The 16,743-nt window shown below is 51.7% G+C and carries 13 protein-coding genes; 12 read left to right on the top strand and 1 reads right to left on the bottom strand.

What is annotated here, in order from left to right; translation table 11 throughout:
* Nucleotides 1-421 precede the first annotated feature (421 nt).
* From P1P89_05365 to P1P89_05375, 3 genes are all read left to right on the top strand, one after another.
* On the top strand, nucleotides 422-946 hold the full coding sequence (locus P1P89_05365; protein ID MDF1590926.1) for a pyruvate kinase alpha/beta domain-containing protein: 525 nt from the start codon (nucleotides 422-424) through the stop codon (nucleotides 944-946).
* Nucleotides 947-987: 41 nt separating this feature from the next.
* A complete protein-coding gene (locus P1P89_05370; protein MDF1590927.1) occupies nucleotides 988-2,175 on the top strand; it encodes an MFS transporter in 1,188 nt (395 codons plus the stop codon).
* Between the two features lie 70 nt (nucleotides 2,176-2,245).
* A complete protein-coding gene (locus P1P89_05375; GenBank protein ID MDF1590928.1) occupies nucleotides 2,246-3,892 on the top strand; it encodes a UbiD family decarboxylase in 1,647 nt (548 codons plus the stop codon).
* A gap of 151 nt (nucleotides 3,893-4,043) precedes the next feature.
* Here the strand turns inward: P1P89_05375 and P1P89_05380 are convergent, their stop codons facing one another.
* A complete protein-coding gene (locus tag P1P89_05380) occupies nucleotides 4,044-4,733 on the bottom strand; it encodes a class II aldolase/adducin family protein (protein ID MDF1590929.1) in 690 nt (229 codons plus the stop codon).
* 421 nt (nucleotides 4,734-5,154) lie between these two features.
* Between P1P89_05380 and P1P89_05385 the strand changes: the two genes are divergently transcribed.
* From P1P89_05385 to P1P89_05425, 9 genes are all read left to right on the top strand, one after another.
* Nucleotides 5,155-6,699: a UbiD family decarboxylase gene (locus P1P89_05385; GenBank protein ID MDF1590930.1), complete on the top strand. Its 1,545-nt coding sequence runs from the start codon at nucleotides 5,155-5,157 to the stop codon at nucleotides 6,697-6,699.
* A gap of 351 nt (nucleotides 6,700-7,050) precedes the next feature.
* Nucleotides 7,051-8,304 carry a CoA transferase gene (locus tag P1P89_05390; protein MDF1590931.1) on the top strand — a complete coding sequence of 418 codons (1,254 nt, stop codon included), beginning with the start codon at nucleotides 7,051-7,053 and terminating at the stop codon, nucleotides 8,302-8,304.
* Between the two features lie 208 nt (nucleotides 8,305-8,512).
* On the top strand, nucleotides 8,513-9,739 hold the full coding sequence (locus tag P1P89_05395; protein MDF1590932.1) for a CoA transferase: 1,227 nt from the start codon (nucleotides 8,513-8,515) through the stop codon (nucleotides 9,737-9,739).
* A 159-nt stretch (nucleotides 9,740-9,898) separates the two neighbouring features.
* Nucleotides 9,899-11,062: an ADP-forming succinate--CoA ligase subunit beta gene (sucC, locus tag P1P89_05400; protein ID MDF1590933.1), complete on the top strand. Its 1,164-nt coding sequence runs from the start codon at nucleotides 9,899-9,901 to the stop codon at nucleotides 11,060-11,062.
* 263 nt (nucleotides 11,063-11,325) lie between these two features.
* The gene (sucD, locus tag P1P89_05405; protein ID MDF1590934.1) at nucleotides 11,326-12,198 is read left to right on the top strand and encodes a succinate--CoA ligase subunit alpha; all 873 of its coding nucleotides are present in this window, start codon (nucleotides 11,326-11,328) and stop codon (nucleotides 12,196-12,198) included.
* 175 nt (nucleotides 12,199-12,373) lie between these two features.
* A complete protein-coding gene (locus tag P1P89_05410) occupies nucleotides 12,374-12,943 on the top strand; it encodes a UbiX family flavin prenyltransferase (protein ID MDF1590935.1) in 570 nt (189 codons plus the stop codon).
* Nucleotides 12,944-12,954: 11 nt separating this feature from the next.
* Nucleotides 12,955-14,415, top strand: coding sequence for a UbiD family decarboxylase (locus P1P89_05415; GenBank protein MDF1590936.1), 1,461 nt, complete (start codon nucleotides 12,955-12,957; stop codon nucleotides 14,413-14,415).
* A 110-nt stretch (nucleotides 14,416-14,525) separates the two neighbouring features.
* Nucleotides 14,526-15,962: a UbiD family decarboxylase gene (locus tag P1P89_05420; GenBank protein ID MDF1590937.1), complete on the top strand. Its 1,437-nt coding sequence runs from the start codon at nucleotides 14,526-14,528 to the stop codon at nucleotides 15,960-15,962.
* A gap of 200 nt (nucleotides 15,963-16,162) precedes the next feature.
* Nucleotides 16,163-16,732: a cupin domain-containing protein gene (locus tag P1P89_05425; GenBank protein MDF1590938.1), complete on the top strand. Its 570-nt coding sequence runs from the start codon at nucleotides 16,163-16,165 to the stop codon at nucleotides 16,730-16,732.
* Nucleotides 16,733-16,743 lie beyond the last annotated feature (11 nt).

Below are 16,743 nucleotides of genomic sequence, written 5' to 3' on the forward strand. Positions count from 1 at the left end.
CTGGTTCAATGGAACTTGAACGGGATCGCTGCCGTGCGGTCATGCCTCGATAAGATGGTTATGGATCCCACGGGGGCTGTCTCCGGGCTGACAGGACAACGTTTGAAAAACTCCCCGACCCCTCGTTTAGTTAAGGATGCAAGGGGCCGAGGATTCAGGGTTCAAGTGAAGAGAAGAAAGCTATGAGGCTTGAATGCCGGGAATCTATAATGCTTGAAAGAATAAATAGAGATTGCAAGAAAAGGTGGAGAGCCTCCAAACCGTGATCACTTGAACCCTTGGCCCCTCGAATCCTTGACACCTTCAATCAATTAATTGGAAAAAGAACCGAAAAAAAACATAAATTTCAAGGAGCACACCATGGTTAAAAAAACAGACAGTTTATTTTGAACGCGGCGGGAGTGAAAATACCGAGGCCGTTATTGATATCGTATACGAACGATTGCAGGAAGGCGATATCAAAAGCGTCGTGGTGGCAAGTTCCCGGGGCGCCACCGGTCTAAAATTTGCAAAAAGAATGGCAGCAGAATCCAACCTGGTGGTTGTCTCTTCTCACCCCGGCCGGAGCAAACCGGGTGTGTGGGATTTCGATCGTGAAATTCTGAAGGAGCTGGAAGCGATGGGCTGTGCGGTAATCCGGCAAACCCATGTTCTATCAGGATTGGAGCGTAGCATCAGTCAGAAGTTTTCGGGTATTTCCCATACAGAACTGCTGGCCGATTGTCTGCGGACCCTTTTCGGCACCGGTATAAAAGTTGCCGTTGAATGCGCGATTATGGCGGCAGACGGGGGCGCGATTCCCATTGAAAATACCATCGCCGTAGGCGGAACCTCTGCAAAGGGGAGGGGATCTGATTGCGCCATTGTGTGTCTGCCGGCGCATGCCAGTAATTTCTTTGACTTCAGGGTATTGGAGTTGTTGGCCAAACCTTTTCGAAAAGATTGAACAGGGTAAAAGCAGCAGGGGAAAGCAAAAAGGAAACCGCTTTGAGAAAGAAAGCCCTTCCGATTTATATATTCAGCTTTTTCATGATTATGCCCCTGCATGCGGTTCTCCCCGTGCTTCCCCTCATCCGAGACGAGTTGCAGGCGTCTTATTCCGAAATTTCCTTTTTTGTCGCCAGCATCGGCATCATCCGCCTGGTGCTGGCCTTTCCCAGCGGATATCTGGTTGACCGGTTCGATAAAAAGAAAATGTTGCTCTTCAGCGGCGCTCTGAGCGTAACCGGACTCCTGCTGATGAGTTTTTCCCATTCAATTTACCAGCTCATATTGTCACGCATATTCATCGGTACCAGTTCTATCCTCTGTACCATCACCATCCTGGTGGTCTTGTCCGAACTGGCCGGCGCCAACAGCAAAGCCATGATGATGAGCATGAACAACGTGATCCATAATGCCGGCGGTATCATTGCACCGGTCTTTGCCGGATTTTTATCCGGGTTGCACAACTGGCGCCTCCCTTTTATCGTTAATGCCGCCTTTATCGGGCTGTCCATGGTCATGATCGTTCTGACGGTTCCATCTTTAAAATCGACTACTGCCAATACAATCAAAGAACCGGGCAGCAAAAAAAATAATTTATTGCCGCTTGGTTTTGGAGCGGAAATCCTCCGGCTTATTCCAGTTTTTGGTCTCAGCATTTTCGTGTTTTTTTATCGCAGCGGCCTACGGCACAACCTGATCCCGTTTTATGCCAAAGATGTGTTTCACATCAGCACGGAAGCGCTGGGCTTTTATATTTCCCTGACCGGAATGGTCGCAATGATCAGTATATTTGTTTCCGGCCATCTGGCGGACCGCTACGGACGCAAGGCGGTTCTCATGCCGGCTGTCATCGTATCTGCATTGGCGGCCGCTGCATTATTATTGCCCGAGGGGTTGAACCCCTTACTGATTGCCTGTATCCTGGTGGGAACCGGGGCGATCATCAACAGCATGCCGAATATTCTCATTACCGATATCGCCTCACCGGGTTCGGTGGGGAAACTGATCGGTATCAACCGTATTTTTGCCGATTCCGGCTACCTGGTCGGTTCAGTGTCTGTGGGGATGATTTTGGACAGTTTCGGGTTCAGCGTACCGGTATATGTCATAGCCGGGTTTGCCGCCGTTACACTGGTTATGATTGCTTTTTTTATTCACAATAAACCGGTAGACCTTGGTGCAAAATAATGTGGATTACCGCCAGCGGTAGAGACTGCAGGTACATTTTAGATTGCTTTGGTTCGAATAAGGAGGCGCGATGGCCACGAGAAGATATACAAATTTAGGCGAACACCTTCAGCTATTGGAGAAAAAAGGGCTCCTGGTGAGGGTCACCCGGGAGATCAATAAAGACACGGAACTGCATCCCCTGGTGAGGTGGCAGTTTCGCAGCAATCTTCCGGAATCCCAGCGGAAAGGGTTCCTTTTTGAGAATGTGGCCGACGCCAAAGGACGGCATTACGATTTCCCGGTGGCTGTGGGGGTGCTGGCCTCCAATCCGGAGATCTACGCGGCCGGGCTTCAGTGCCGCGTTGAGGAAATCGTCTCCAAATGGGAGAAAGCCATGCTAAACCCCATCGAGCCGGTTGTGGTGGACTCGGGCCCGGTGCAGGATGTGGTTTACCAGGGGGCGGCGCTGGATGCGGACGGCGGCGGCCTGGGGATGCTGCCGGTGCCGATTTCAACGCCGGGTTTTGATAATGCGCCCTATACCACCTGCTCCCATTGGATGACAAAAGACATTGATACCGGCATCCAAAATTCGGGCAACTACCGCGGTCAGATTAAAGGCCCCCGGAAAATCGGCTGTTACAATCAGCCCGGCCAGCACTTTACCCTGCACATGGAAAAGTATAAGGAAAAGGGGCTTCCCATGGATGCCGCCCTGGTTATCGGCGGACCGCCGGTGATGTCTTATGCCACCGTCCAGAAAGTTCCTTACGGCGTCAATGAAATGGCCATCGCCGGGGCCCTGGCCGGCGAACCGATTCATATGGTCCGTTGCAAGACCGTTGACCTGCTGGTACCGGCCGAGGCCGAGCTGGTCATTGAGGGAAAAGTCAATACCGAATTTTATGAACCGGAAGGCCCCTTCGGCGAATCCCATGGTCATATGCACCCGCGGGAGCTCAGCCCGTTCATGGCGGTCACCGCCATTACCCATAGAAAAAATATGGTCTATGTCTCCTTTATCAGTCAGGTGACGCCGAGTGAAAGCAGTGTGATAAAAAAGGTCGGTTACGATCCGATGTTCCTGCATTTTCTGCGGGATCAGGCCGGCATCAAGAATGTGGTTCGCGTCAAAATGCATGAAGACATGACCAACCTGCGCAAGGTCATATTTATCCAGATGCGCGCGCCTTCCGAGGCCGAGGCTTGGCGGGCGTTGATGCTGGCGGCCGGCTTTCATCAGGGGGTCGGCAAGATTTTGGTGGCGGTGGATGAGGACATCAACGTAGACGACACGGATGCTTTGCTCTGGGCGATCAGTTATCGCTGTACACCCCATAAGGATGTTCAGATTATCACGGGCCAGGAAAAAGGCCATGCCCCGCCATTTGATTATTTCAAGGGGATGACTCAGGACCAGGTCATTTTCCAGGAACGCGCCGATGACAGCTCCCTGCTGATCAATGCGGTGTTAAAAAAACCCTTTCCGCCGGTATCGCTTCCCAAAAGAGAATATATGGAGCGCGCCGCGCAAATATGGGAAGAACTCGGGCTGCCGAAAATCGAAAAAAAATACCCCTGGTACGGCTATTCCCTCGGGCAGTGGGATGAAGAACTGGAGGATGAAGCTGAACTGGCACTCAAGGGCGAGCACTATCAGACCGGCAGGAAGCTTGCCCAAAATAAGGTGAACATGTCATCCAAGAAAAGCCACATGATCAGCAGCTATAAGTAAAAATTCGGAGGGTTTTGGATTTGCGGCTACCGCCTTGAACCGAGACGTGCTTCTGATTTAGCGTCTTTGCACTTCATACGGCAGAGCCACTAAACGCTGACATGGCCATGAGGACCACTATAATAAACAAAGGAAGATAGGCTTCAAGGGTTCAAGGGTGTGCCAGCTTTCGAACATAGTAGCTCCAGAACTCCTGGATATTTTTTGAATAAAAAACCTGTTCGCCCTTGCCGGCCGATTCTTTGTCGGGGGCGGCGGTTAAAGATCCGATCTGCAATGCCGTGACCTGAAGCCGTGCCGCTCTTTCCAGCAGGGCGGCATAAACGGTTGCTTCTTCAATGGACGTTCCCGCTACGACCACACCGTGATTCTGCAAAAGAAGGGCGCGATGTTCAGCCAGGGCGTCCGCCACTTTTCCCCCAAGTTCAGACGAACGTATCAGCAGCGACGTTTCTTTAAAAACCGGAAGATTGTTGAACAGACTGCCCTCATGACTGATGGTTTGAATGGTGTGTCCGGCGGCCGATAAGGCGATGCAGTAGAAGGGGTGGGTGTGGATGATGCAATGGATATGGGGGTGTTTTTTATAAATTTCCGTATGAATAGGGAATTCCGAATGTTTGCGTCCTGCGCCGGCAAGCTGGTTGCCCTCGAAATCGATGATGATCATGTCTTGGGGGCCCATCTCTTCCAGGCCCAGATCGTGGGGGTTCATATGCAGGAATTCGTCGCCGGGACGCCGCGCGGTGATATGTCCCATGGTGAGGTTTCCATGTCCTGTCATTACCAGTATCTTGCAGGCCAGGGCCAGTTTTTGGGACAGTTCGCTATCAATTTGCATCTTGAATCTCCTTATAATCGATGGTTTGTCGGGCAATGAACGGGTTTAAATTCCTGTTATGCGAAGAGCTGTCTTTAGATAAACGTTTGTGCGGAAAAATAAAAGAATAAAAATTGCTTTTTAAGTCCGACTTTAGTATTTTTTCTTTCATTAAAACGAATCGGGATCGGACCTAATCCTGGCATTTCAAAATATTAAAAAACCGCCGACAGGCTGATATTTTCCTTGACATTTTAAAAGGGCTTTGGCAATAGTTACAAAATAGCTAATTTGTAGTTACATGCTGCATGGCCTTTTGGTTGTCAATTTCCATAAAAACCACTTCAATGTTCTTTTTTTAAAAAATACGTATCTGTTGGCAGGGACTTGAAAAACCCCCATTTTTTTATCACAAAATATGCAATTAGAGGAGGTCAATTCGATGGCAAATGAACATCTCAGAAGCTTAAGATCAACCCTTGATTGGTTGAAAAAAGACGGTCTGGTTTTGGAAACAGATCGAGAGGTTGATCCAAAATGCGAAATGACGGCTTTGCAGAAGCGCATGGACGGCGGCCCGCCCATGGTGTTCAACAAAGTCAAAGGGTATGATAATGCGCGACTGGCAACCAACGTGTTCGGCTCTGATAAAATTGTGGCCAAAATGTTCGGGTGCAAGGACCGCAAGGAATTGAAGTTTAAGATTCATGAAGGCATTCTCAATCCTTTGGAGCCGCGGATCGTTGCAGATGCACCCTGCCAGGAAGTTGTCATCGATAAGAATATTGACGTCTGGCCGGTCATTCCCATGATCCAGCATACGCTCAAAGACCCGGGTCGGACCCTGGGCGCCGGCAAAACCCTGGCCGGCCCCAAACAGTTCTGGGGCGGCTGGCATATTTCTTATAACCGCATGAGTTTCCGCGAAGATTTGCACTGGAAAGACAAATCCACTTTTCAGATTTCGCCGGGATCCCACACCGACCAGATTGCTACGCATTTCTATAAGAAGGAACCGATTCCGTTCAGCATCAATATCGGCATTCCGCCGGCCGCCACCCTGATGGCCGGGGCCGGCTTCATGTACACGATTATACCCAGGGGATTCAACGAGTTGGGAATAGGCGCGCGCATGCAGGGATTTCCGATGGATGTGGTGAAGTGCAAGACCATCGACGCCTATGCCCTTGCAGAAGCGGAATATGTCATCGAGGGCTACCTGGATACCACCAAGAAATTATGGGAAAGCCCGCTGGCTGAAAAAGATCAGATGCAGGGGGTCTATCCCTTCCATCCGGAATGGTCCGGTTATTTCGGAAAGGCCTATCGCACCTGGCAGTTCAATGTAACGGGCATCACCCACCGAAAGCAGAAACCGATTTACGACCCGCTGTGCGTCCACAGCTATGATGACCACAATATCGACGTGCTGGTCCGGGAAGCCTGTTTTTTTGAACTGGCCGAACGGGTCAGCCCCGGCTTCTGCATTGACACCCATATCCCCATGTGCATTCCGGACTGGGGCGGAGTCTTGTTTCAGGTTAAGAAGCGCCGGGCGCGCGATGAAGGCTATCCGCGCAATATTCTGGCGGCGGCGCTCTCCTGCTCCCTGGGCGCCAGGTTTGCCATGGTGGTCGATCCGGACATCAACTTGTATTCCATGGACGATATCATGTGGGCAATGTCCACCCGCGTGGATGCCCAGGACGACATCATGGTGGTGGCGCCGGGCGGCATGGGGCAGACCTTCCAGCCGGCCGAAAGAAGTTCGGCCGGTGAAAAGCAATGGACCCAGAGCAATATCCGCTTCTCGGGCGCCATCGGCATCGACGCAACGGTTCCCTATCAGTACCAGGATGCCTTTGAGCGCGCCAGCTACCCGATAGAGCTGGTTAAACTGAAAGACTGGTTTACCGATGAACAGATCGCACTGGCCCAGTCGTACCAGGAAGATTATGCCAAATGGTTCTCTGAGTCCGGCATTTAATCGTCCGGTTTGAAATGAAAAAGAATAAATCTACCGCGCATTTCGGTAAATCGAGACCTTTGAAAAATGCTCAATTTTGTTCAAGTTCAAGGAAGGCGAAAATTATAACCACAGGAATACATACAGTGTTTCGAGGATAAACATTTGAGTCTGACACCGAAATTGAGCGAAAGGGGGTGTTTAGCAAAGGTCTCGGCTGAGATGCGTGGCTTATCTTTGGTTATGGAACAATTTGTCTGCTCCGTCATAGCGGACTGAAGCACATTCCTGCAGCTCCTATTTAGTTTTACCTGAACGCTCTTTTTTCAGGGACTGTCCATTCAATTTTTTCAAAAAACAGAGGACAACCAAATGGAAGAAAAAAAGAAACTACTGGAAAATTGTCGGGTTCTCGATTTTACCAATCAGCTCGGGTTTTTATGCGGCAAGATTTTAGGCGATTTGGGTGCAGATGTCATTAAAGTCGAAAAACCCGGCGGAGATGAATCCAGAAATGCCGGCCCCTATTACAAAGACATACCGGATCCGGAAAAAAACCTCTACTGGTTTTCTTACAATCACAACAAGCGCGGGATTACCCTTGATATCGAGAAAAAAACCGGCCGGGAGATCTTAAAGAAGCTGATTGAGAATACCGATATCCTGATTGAGACCTTTGCACCGGGTTATCTGGCCAAGCTGGGCCTCGATTATGAAGATCTGTGCAAAATCAATCCCAAACTCGTGATGTGCTCCATTACCCCCTTCGGACGGACCGGACCTTACAAGGATTATGACGGATCTGATCTGATCTATATGGCCATGAGCGGCTTCATGTCCCTGGTGGGCGACCCGGATCGGCCGCCGGTCAGGGTGACCCTGCCGCAGTCTTATATGTGGACCGGTATGCATGCGGCCGCCGGCACCATGATGGCGTACTATTACCGCGGACTTAGCGGGGAGGGGCAGCATGTGGATGTGTCCGCCCAGGCCGGCGTCCTGTGGGCCTGTTCGATTGCGCCTTCCTTCTATGATTATAACAAAGAACTCCCCGGCCGAGCAGGGGTCTTCATCACGGGCCGGAGCATCACCGGCGCGAAAATGCGCGCCGTTGAACCCTGTAAGGACGGTTATGTGAATTATATTATTTACGGCGGACCGGCCGGCATCCGCACCAACATGCGGATGACGGAATGGATGGAAAGCAAGGGGGGGGCTCCTGATTATTTAAAAAATAAAGACTGGAAAAAATTCAACATCGCAACGGTCACCCAGGCGGAAATCGATCAGATCGAAGATGCCAACAATGAATTTCTCAAAGGGGTTACCAAAAAAGAATTTTTCGATACCTGCCTTGAAAAAGACATGCTGGGGTATCCGGTTACGACCTCCCAGGACACCATGGAAGACGAACAGCTTAAATCCAGGGGGCTCTGGAAAGAAATCGAGCATGAAGAGTTGGGGACTAAAATTACGTATCCCTCATTTTTTACGAAGTTTTCAACGCTGGCATGCGACCTCTGGCGCAAAGCCCCCTTAATCGGGGAACATAACGAGGAGATTTACGCTGAACTGGGCTATAGCCGTGAAGATGTATTGAACCTGATGCGGGCCAATGTGATCTAATTTATTCGCCTTCGCCTGAATACCCTGCTGCTTGCAGCAGGGATGAAAGGCGAGGTGAACCGCGCCGAAGCTCAACTGAGCGTAGGCGGGTTAAAGCTACGGCGCAATTCCGCTTTGATACCCCGCAGCTTGTCGAAGATCCCGGTTTATCGGGGCTGCGGGGAGCTTCATAAAAATCGCAGAAGAATAAACAGCAGGAGACGAAAGCATGAAAAAGGGTGTATTTGATGGAATAAAAGTTGCCGAGTTCGCCGCGATTGCCGCAGGGCCGCTGATTGGCAAGTTTATGGCCGATCACGGCGCCACGGTCGTCCATGTGGAATCCTATGCCAGACCGGATGGCTTCAGGTCCAATTATCCGCCTTACAAAGACAACAAACCAGGGTTGGACCGTTCCGGCTCCTTTGCCATCTGCAATAACAATAAGCTGGCGATTACCATTAACTTAAAGGCCCCCGGCGCCATCGACGTTGCCAGGAAACTGGTACAATGGGCGGACGTGGTAACCGAGAATTTCACACCGGGAACAATGGCAAAGCTGGGGCTGGGGTATGAAGACCTGAAAAAGGTCAAGCCGGATATCATCATGCTGAGCACCTGCAACCAGGGACAGACCGGGCCGCATGCCCAGCATCCGGGGTTTGGGTCGCACCTGTCGTCGCTGTGCGGCTTTACCTATGTGACCGGCTATAAGGATCGCGAGCCGTCTATTTTGTACGGACCCTATGTGGATCATATCGGGGTGGGATACGGCGTCATTGCGGTTACCGCCGCGCTGGAACACAAACGCCGCACCGGGGAAGGTCAGTTGATCGACTCGGCCCAGTACGAAGGCGGTGTGCAATTCATGATGCCGTCGCTGCTGGAGTATACCGTCAACAATCGGGTGATGGAACGCGACGGCAACCGACATGCCTTTGCGGCTCCCCACAATATCTTTCCCTGTAAAGGCGACGACCGCTGGTGCGTTATCAGCGTGTTCAGCGATGCGGAATGGAGCCGAATCTGCGGGGTCATCGGAAAAGAAGCGCTTATTTCCGACCCGCGCTTTGCAACCGTAACAGCCCGAAAACAGCATGAGGAAGAACTCGATCAGGAAATTGCCGAATGGACCTCGCGGCAGACGGCCGAGGAGGCCTTTACACAATTGCAGACCCATGGCGTCAAGGCCGGGGTTGTGCAGAACATCGCGGATCTGTTTACCGATCCGCAGCTGGCGCATCGGGGAATCTTCGCGCCTGTGGATCATCCGGTGGTGGGCCGGACCCATGCCGAGGGGCCGCCTTTTGCCCTGTCAAAAAGTCCATTCAAGATCGATCGGGCCTCCCCCTGTATCGGCGAACATAACCATCAGGTTTTCACAGAGTTTCTGGGGTATTCGGAAGAAGAATTTAAGAAATTTCATGAAAAGGGTATTATTGATACGCCTAAATAGCGCCTGAACGAAGGGTTATGTACATAAAATCCGAATATCGAAGCGCGAAACTCGAAACAAATTCGAATTTGAAATGACAAAATGACCAAAAGCCGAGGTTTTCGGTCAATAGCTAATGTTAAATAGGCCGGCTATATTGACACGAAAAAGGATGGATATATGAAGATACATGAATATCAGGCAAAAGAACTGTTTAGAAAGTTCAACATTGCCGTTCCCAAAGGGAGGGTTGCCTTCAGCCCTGCTGAAGCGGAGGCGGCGGCCCGGGAAATCGGCGCATGGCCGGTGGTGGTGAAGGCCCAGATCCACGCCGGCGGCCGGGGAAAGGGCGGCGGGGTCAAACTGGCCCATTCCCTTGCCGAGGTTGGAAAATTGGCTGGGGATATCATCGGGATGAATCTGGTGACCCATCAGACCGGCCCTGGGGGGAAAAAAGTTAAACAAGTTTTGGTGGAGCAGGGGCTCCATATTGATAAAGAGCTGTATCTCAGTGTCATACCGGATCGTTCATCCGCCCGAATTGTCGTGATGCTAAGTGAAGCCGGCGGGATGGATATTGAGACCGTGGCCGCTAAAACTCCGGAAAAAATCATTAAGATCAGCATTGATCCGCTGGTGGGCATTCAACCCCATCACTGCCGCCAGGCAGCATTCGGTCTGAAGTTTTCCCCGGCAGCCCAGAAGCAGTTTGTCCCGATGCTGAACGCCCTTTACCGGTTGTTTTTCAGCTACGATTGTTCGCTGGTTGAGATCAATCCGCTGGTATTGACCAAAGATGAAACCCTGATTGCCCTGGACGGCAAAATCAATTTTGATGACAACAGTCTGTTTCGACACAAAGATGTGCTGGCTTACCGGGATCTGGATGAAGAAGATCCCCTGGAGGTCGAGGCGTCCAAATTTAATATCAATTATATTAAAATGGATGGAAATGTCGGGAACATGGTCAACGGCGCCGGTCTGGCAATGGCGACCATGGATATTATCAAGCTTGCCGGGGCGGAACCGGCCAATTTCCTGGATGTCGGCGGCGGTGCCAGCGCCGAGATGGTGGCAAACGGTTTTCGCATCATTTTAAGCGATAAGAACGTAAAAGCCGTTTTGGTCAATATTTTTGGCGGCATCTTACGCTGCGACATTTTGAGCACCGGGGTTGTTGAGGCTGCCAAAAAAACGGGCATCCAGGTGCCGGTGGTGGTTCGGATGGAAGGCACCAATGTGGAAGAAGGGCGCAGAATCTTGGCCGAGTCCGGCCTGGACTTGATTTCCGCAAAAGATCTCAAGGATGCGGCCCAAAAGATTTCTGAAATCGTCCGGGCTTGAACGAGACTGAAGCGAAAGGGAAGGGATCTTTAACCGGTCGCAGCTGAAAGGGATCGACTGGGATTCTGGAATACAGGAATACTGGAATGATTGGGCAAACTGAAGACTGCTTTTTAAATTGATAAAATGCCATAAAACCCATTGTTCCAATATTCCATCCTTCCATCATTCCGATTAGTTAGTTAATGAGGTTCTTGAGTAATATCTGGCCGCAAAACAAACAAAAATTTTTCTAAGTGAACCATTCATCGAGGGCAGTTACCATGAGCATATTCGTAAATAATGAAACGCGTCTGGTTGTCCAGGGAATTACCGGCCGGGAAGGGCAGTTTCACGCCCGCCAGTGTATTCTCTACGGCACCCGGGTGGTGGCCGGCGTTACCCCCGGTAAAGGGGGCCAGCAGATGGACGATGTACCGGTCTTTAATACCGTTAAGGAAGCCGTTAAAGAAGCCGGTGCAAATTGCAGCATGATTTTTGTGCCGCCGGCATTTGCCGCCGATGCGATTTTTGAAGCGATTGATGCAGGGATTGATCTGGTGGTCGCCATCACAGAAGGGATTCCGGTATTGGATATGTTAAGGGTCAAGACGTATCTGCGGTCAACCCGGGCCCGCCTGATCGGTCCGAACGGACCGGGGATCATCACACCCGGGGAAGCCAAAGTCGGGATCATGCCGGGACCCATCCATAAACCCGGCGGCCCAATCGGGGTCATGTCGCGGTCCGGAACCTTGACCTATGAGGTCGTCTATCAACTGACCCAGAAGGGGATCGGCCAGACGACCTGTATCGGAATCGGCGGCGACCCGGTTGTGGGAACGGGGATGATCGATTGTCTGACGGCCTTTGAAAAAGATCTGGAAACCAAAGGGGTGGTCATGGTGGGTGAAATCGGCGGGACAGCAGAGGAAGAAGCCGCCCGGTTTATCAAAGATAATATGACCAAACCGGTGGTGAGCTTTATTGCCGGATTGACCGCTCCTCCCGGACGCCGCATGGGTCATGCCGGCGCCATCATCGACGGGGCCAGCGGAACCGCCCAGGGCAAGATCGCGGCGTTAAAGGCTGGCGGCGTCCATGTGTGCGAGGATCTGGGATCTTTTGGGGAATTTTGTGCCGGAGTATTTATATAACAGTTGCATGTGTTCATGGGGTGGCTGCGCAATGGAATGAGCGGTTCCAGGTTCACAGTTCACCGTTCAAGGTTGAAAGGAAGAATTCGCTGGACCCATGCGTGAACCGTGGAACCGTGAACCTGGAACTTTCAGCCGTAAACCCTGAACCTTTTTATCTATAGAAGGGAGTGGCATGGAAAGAATCGTAGTGGGAATGTCGGGCGCATCAGGCGCCATTCTGGGTATCCGGCTGCTGGAAGTGCTGGCGGAATCCGAGTTTGAAGTCCACCTGGTGATTTCCGGTTCAGCCAAAAGAACCATCAGTCTTGAAACGGACTGGCAGCTGAAAGATGTGGAGGCCTTGGCTGATAAGGTGCATGACTTCGACGACATTGGTGCGTCCATTGCCAGCGGATCTTTCAGAACCAGAGGCATGGCCATTGTACCATGCTCCATCAAGACGCTTTCGGCGCTTGCCAATTCATATAACACCAATCTGCTGATCCGTGCGGCGGATGTGACCCTGAAAGAGCGCCGCCGGCTGGTGGTGGTCCCGAGAGAAGCGCCGCTGCATGCCGGCCATCTGGATTTAATGGCAAAGGTCGAGCGGCTCAGGGGAATGATTATGCCGCCGTTTATGACGTTTTATCACCGTCCCAAAAACTTGGATGACATGATCAACCACTTGGTGGGTAAGGTTCTGGATTGTTTTCATATCGATAACAATTTGTTCCAGCGATGGGGAGAAAAAAACAAAAAATAGCAAGGAGACATATGAAGCACCAAATTCCCTATGAAGATCTGAGAGGCTGGCTTAAAGAAGCCCGCAAACTGAACGAAGTCAAAGATGTTGACGGCGCCAGCTGGCAGGAGGATATCGGCATGGCGACGGAATTGCTGCATCATTCAGATCCGGCGCCGGCTGCGTTGTTTGACAACATTCCCGACTATCCCCGGGGGCACCGCGTCCTGACCAATTTCTTCGGCGCCAGACGCATGAACATGACCCTCGGCTTTCCGATTGAATCGAGCCGGGTCGAACTATCCAACGCCTTTACGGAAGTCTATCAGTCCGTCAAGCCGATTCCCCATGAAGTCGTCAAAGACGGCCCGATACTGGAGAATATCCAGGAAGGCGATGGTGTCAATGTCCTCTCCTTTCCGACTCCCTTCTGGCACGAACAGGACGGCGGCCGTTACATCGGCACCGGGAGTTACGATATCACCCGGGATCCGGATGAAGGCTGGATCAACCTGGGAACCTATCGGGTGATGGTTCACGATGAAAAAAGTCTGGGTTTTTATATTTCACCGGGTAAACACGGCCGGGTACATCGGGACAAATTCATGGCCCTGAATGAGCCCATGCCGGTTGTCGTGGTGGTCGGCGGCGATCCGTTCCTTTATCTCATGGCCTGCAATGAAATCCCCTACGGTCTTTGCGAGTACGACCTGGCGGGGGGCTTCCGCGGCAAGCCCTATCCGGTCATAAAGGGCAGGGTGACCGGCTTGCCGATACCGGCCCATGCTGAAATCGCCCTGGAAGGCTTTATCGATCCGCGTAAAAGAAAACAGGAAGGTCCCTTCGGGGAATGGACCGGATATTATGCCAGCGGCGCCCGGGAAGAACCGGTCCTGGACGTCAAGGCGATTTATCACCGCAACAATCCCATTATTCTGGGCTGCCCCCCCAACCGGCCGCCGGATGAAATCGCCCGCTACCGGGCGGTGGTTCGCTCCGGACTGCTGAAGCAGCAGCTGCTCAACAGCGGCCTTTCCGGAATTAAAGCGGTCTGGGGTCATGAGGTGGGCAGTTCGCGCATGCTGCTGACTGTCGCCATTGAGCAGCGCTACGGCGGGCACGCCACCCAGGTGGGGCATGTCGCCTCACAATGCCATGTGGGGGCCTATGCCGGCAAGTATGTCATTGTGGTGGATGACGACATCGATCCATCCGATCTTGAGGCGGTGATGTGGGCCGTGGTTTCGCGGTCGGATCCGGCCACCTCCATTGATATCATTCATAATGCCTGGTCAACCCACCTGGACCCGAGAATTTCTCCGGAAGATAAGCATAAAGGGCAGCTGACCAACTCCCGGGCCATTATAGACGCAACCCGCCCATTTTCATGGAAAGATCAGTTTCCGCTGGTAAATATGCCCAGTCCTGAAACAGCCCGGAAGACGCGGGAAAAGTTTGGTTACCTGCTCGATGGATTCTGTAAAACGCCTTAATGCAGGCGTTCCGGCGGCAAGGCCGAAACGGAAGGCGGCGGTCAATTAAATGAAATCTTCGTCTATAAATTGAAACCGAAGAGAAAAGACTATAACAAGGAGACCCGAAGATGGCATATAAGGATTTGAGAGATTGGTTGAAAAAAGTTGAAAAAATGGACCAGTTGAAAAAGGTTGACGGCGCCAGTTGGGACCTGGAAATGGGCGCCATTACCGAGCTGATTTACCAGGAAGGCAAGGGAACCCCGCCGGCCGTATTATTCGACAAGGTTCCGGGGTACTCCAAAGGCTTTCGGGCGCTTTTCGGCATCACCTGTTCGGTGGAAAGAATGGCGCTGACGCTGAACCTGCCGTCGGCAAAAACCGGTGTCGACCTGGTTCAATCGTATCGCAACAAACTGAAGGATTTTAAACCCATCGCCCCCCGCATGGTGAAAGACGGCCCTATTTTTGAAAATATCGACCGGGGCGATGACGTCAATGTCCTCAAGTTTCCGGTACCGCTCCATCATGAACTGGACGGCGGCCGCTATATCGGCACGGGCTGCATGACCATGACCAAGGACCCGGATGAAGGCTGGGTCAATTTCGGCGCTTACCGGGTCATGGTGCATGATGAAAAGACGATCGGGTTTTACATTTCACCGGGCAAACACGGGAATCTCCAGCGCCAGAAATATTTTGATAAGAAAAAACCCTGCCCGGCGGTTGTGTGTGTCGGACAGGATCCGCTGTTATTCCTGGCTTCGGGAAACGAAGTTCCTTACGGCCTGTCTGAATACGATTATGCCGGCGGCTTTAAAGGGGAACCCATCGATTTGGTAAAAGCCGAATATACCGGATTTCCCATACCGGCGCATGCTGAAATCGTTCTGGAGGGTGAGGCGGTCCCCGGTGATGAAAAATTGGAAGGCCCCTTTGGTGAGTGGTCCGGATATTATGCCAGTGATGCCAGGATGGAACCGGTGATCCGGGTGAAGAACGTCTATTACCGCAACAACCCGATTCATACCTGCGCCCGCCCCGGAAGGCCGCCGTCGGATTATTCCTTCAGCAAATGCGTCGTCAAGTCGGCCATGATCTGGGATGAACTGGAAAAAGCCGGTGTTCCCAACGTAAAGGGCGTCTGGTGTCATGAGGCCGGCGGGGGCAGAATGTTTAATATCGTCTCCATTAAAAATTCCTATCCGGGGCACTCCCGTCAGGCCGGGCTGATTACCTCCCAGTGCCACGCCGGCGCCTATCTGGGAAGATATGTCGTTGTGGTGGATGACGATATCGACCCGTCCAATACCTTTGATGTTCTCTGGGCGATTGCATCCCGTTCCGAGCCGACGGAGTCCATTGAGATTATTCGCAGCTGCTGGAGCGGGCCGCTGGATCCCCGTATTCCCGAGGACCTGAAAGGGTTGAATTCAAGAGCGATTATCGATGCATGCCGTCCCTACCAGTGGCGCAAAAAATTTCCGGCAGTGGCGGAATCAAGCCCGGAACTCAAGGCCAAGACGTTAAAGAAATGGGGACCAACGATTTTCGGCGGAAAATAGCCCGATCCGTTCAAATGTTAATGGTGGGATGACGGGGTGCGGAAGAAAGGCCGAATGAGCGCTTGGGACGATTGTTTTCTGCAGGTCTATTGTCCCATCATTTTTTATTTTAACCCCAAAAAACGGATTGCCGGCTGCAGCCGGAGTACCCGGTCTGTGTCTGGAGTTTGTTAAATTTCATTTAAGAAAGGAGTGACAGAATGGCCGAACAGGACAGCAAGCAAGAGTTTAGTGAAGACTGGGCTCCCGGGCAAAATGTATATAAAAAACAGCGTCTGTATGTACGGGCAATCAGCGGATTTACATACAGCCTGGCGGAACAGCTCAAAAAACTGCGCAGTGTTCCCAGAGTCACCAAAGCAAAAGATCTGAAATTTGCGAAAGGACCGCAATATTTCAACTGTACCATATTGAGTCCTATCCATGAAATTGCCCAGTCGATTTTTGTCCATATGGTTGTCTTAACGCCCGGAGGAATTTCTCAGAAACACGGACATGTAAATGAAGCCATTTTTTATATCCTGGATGGCGAGGGCTCTGATGTTCACGACGGGAAACGGGCGGATTGGAAGGCCGGCGACATTGCCATTGTTCCCAATTCCACCGTGCATCAGCATTTCAATAGAAGCAAAGACAAACTGGCGCGCATGCTGGTCCTTAAAACCAAGCCATTTTATCATTTCATGAATATGCTTTTTCAGGAAGTCGTCGAACCGCAACCCAAGACACCGGTGCCCGGCTGCGAAGATTTCAAACCCAGTATCACCTAACCGATGATCAT

Source organism: Desulfobacterales bacterium, from assembly GCA_029211065.1.
In the GTDB taxonomy this organism is placed as follows: Bacteria; Desulfobacterota; Desulfobacteria; order Desulfobacterales; family JARGFK01; genus JARGFK01.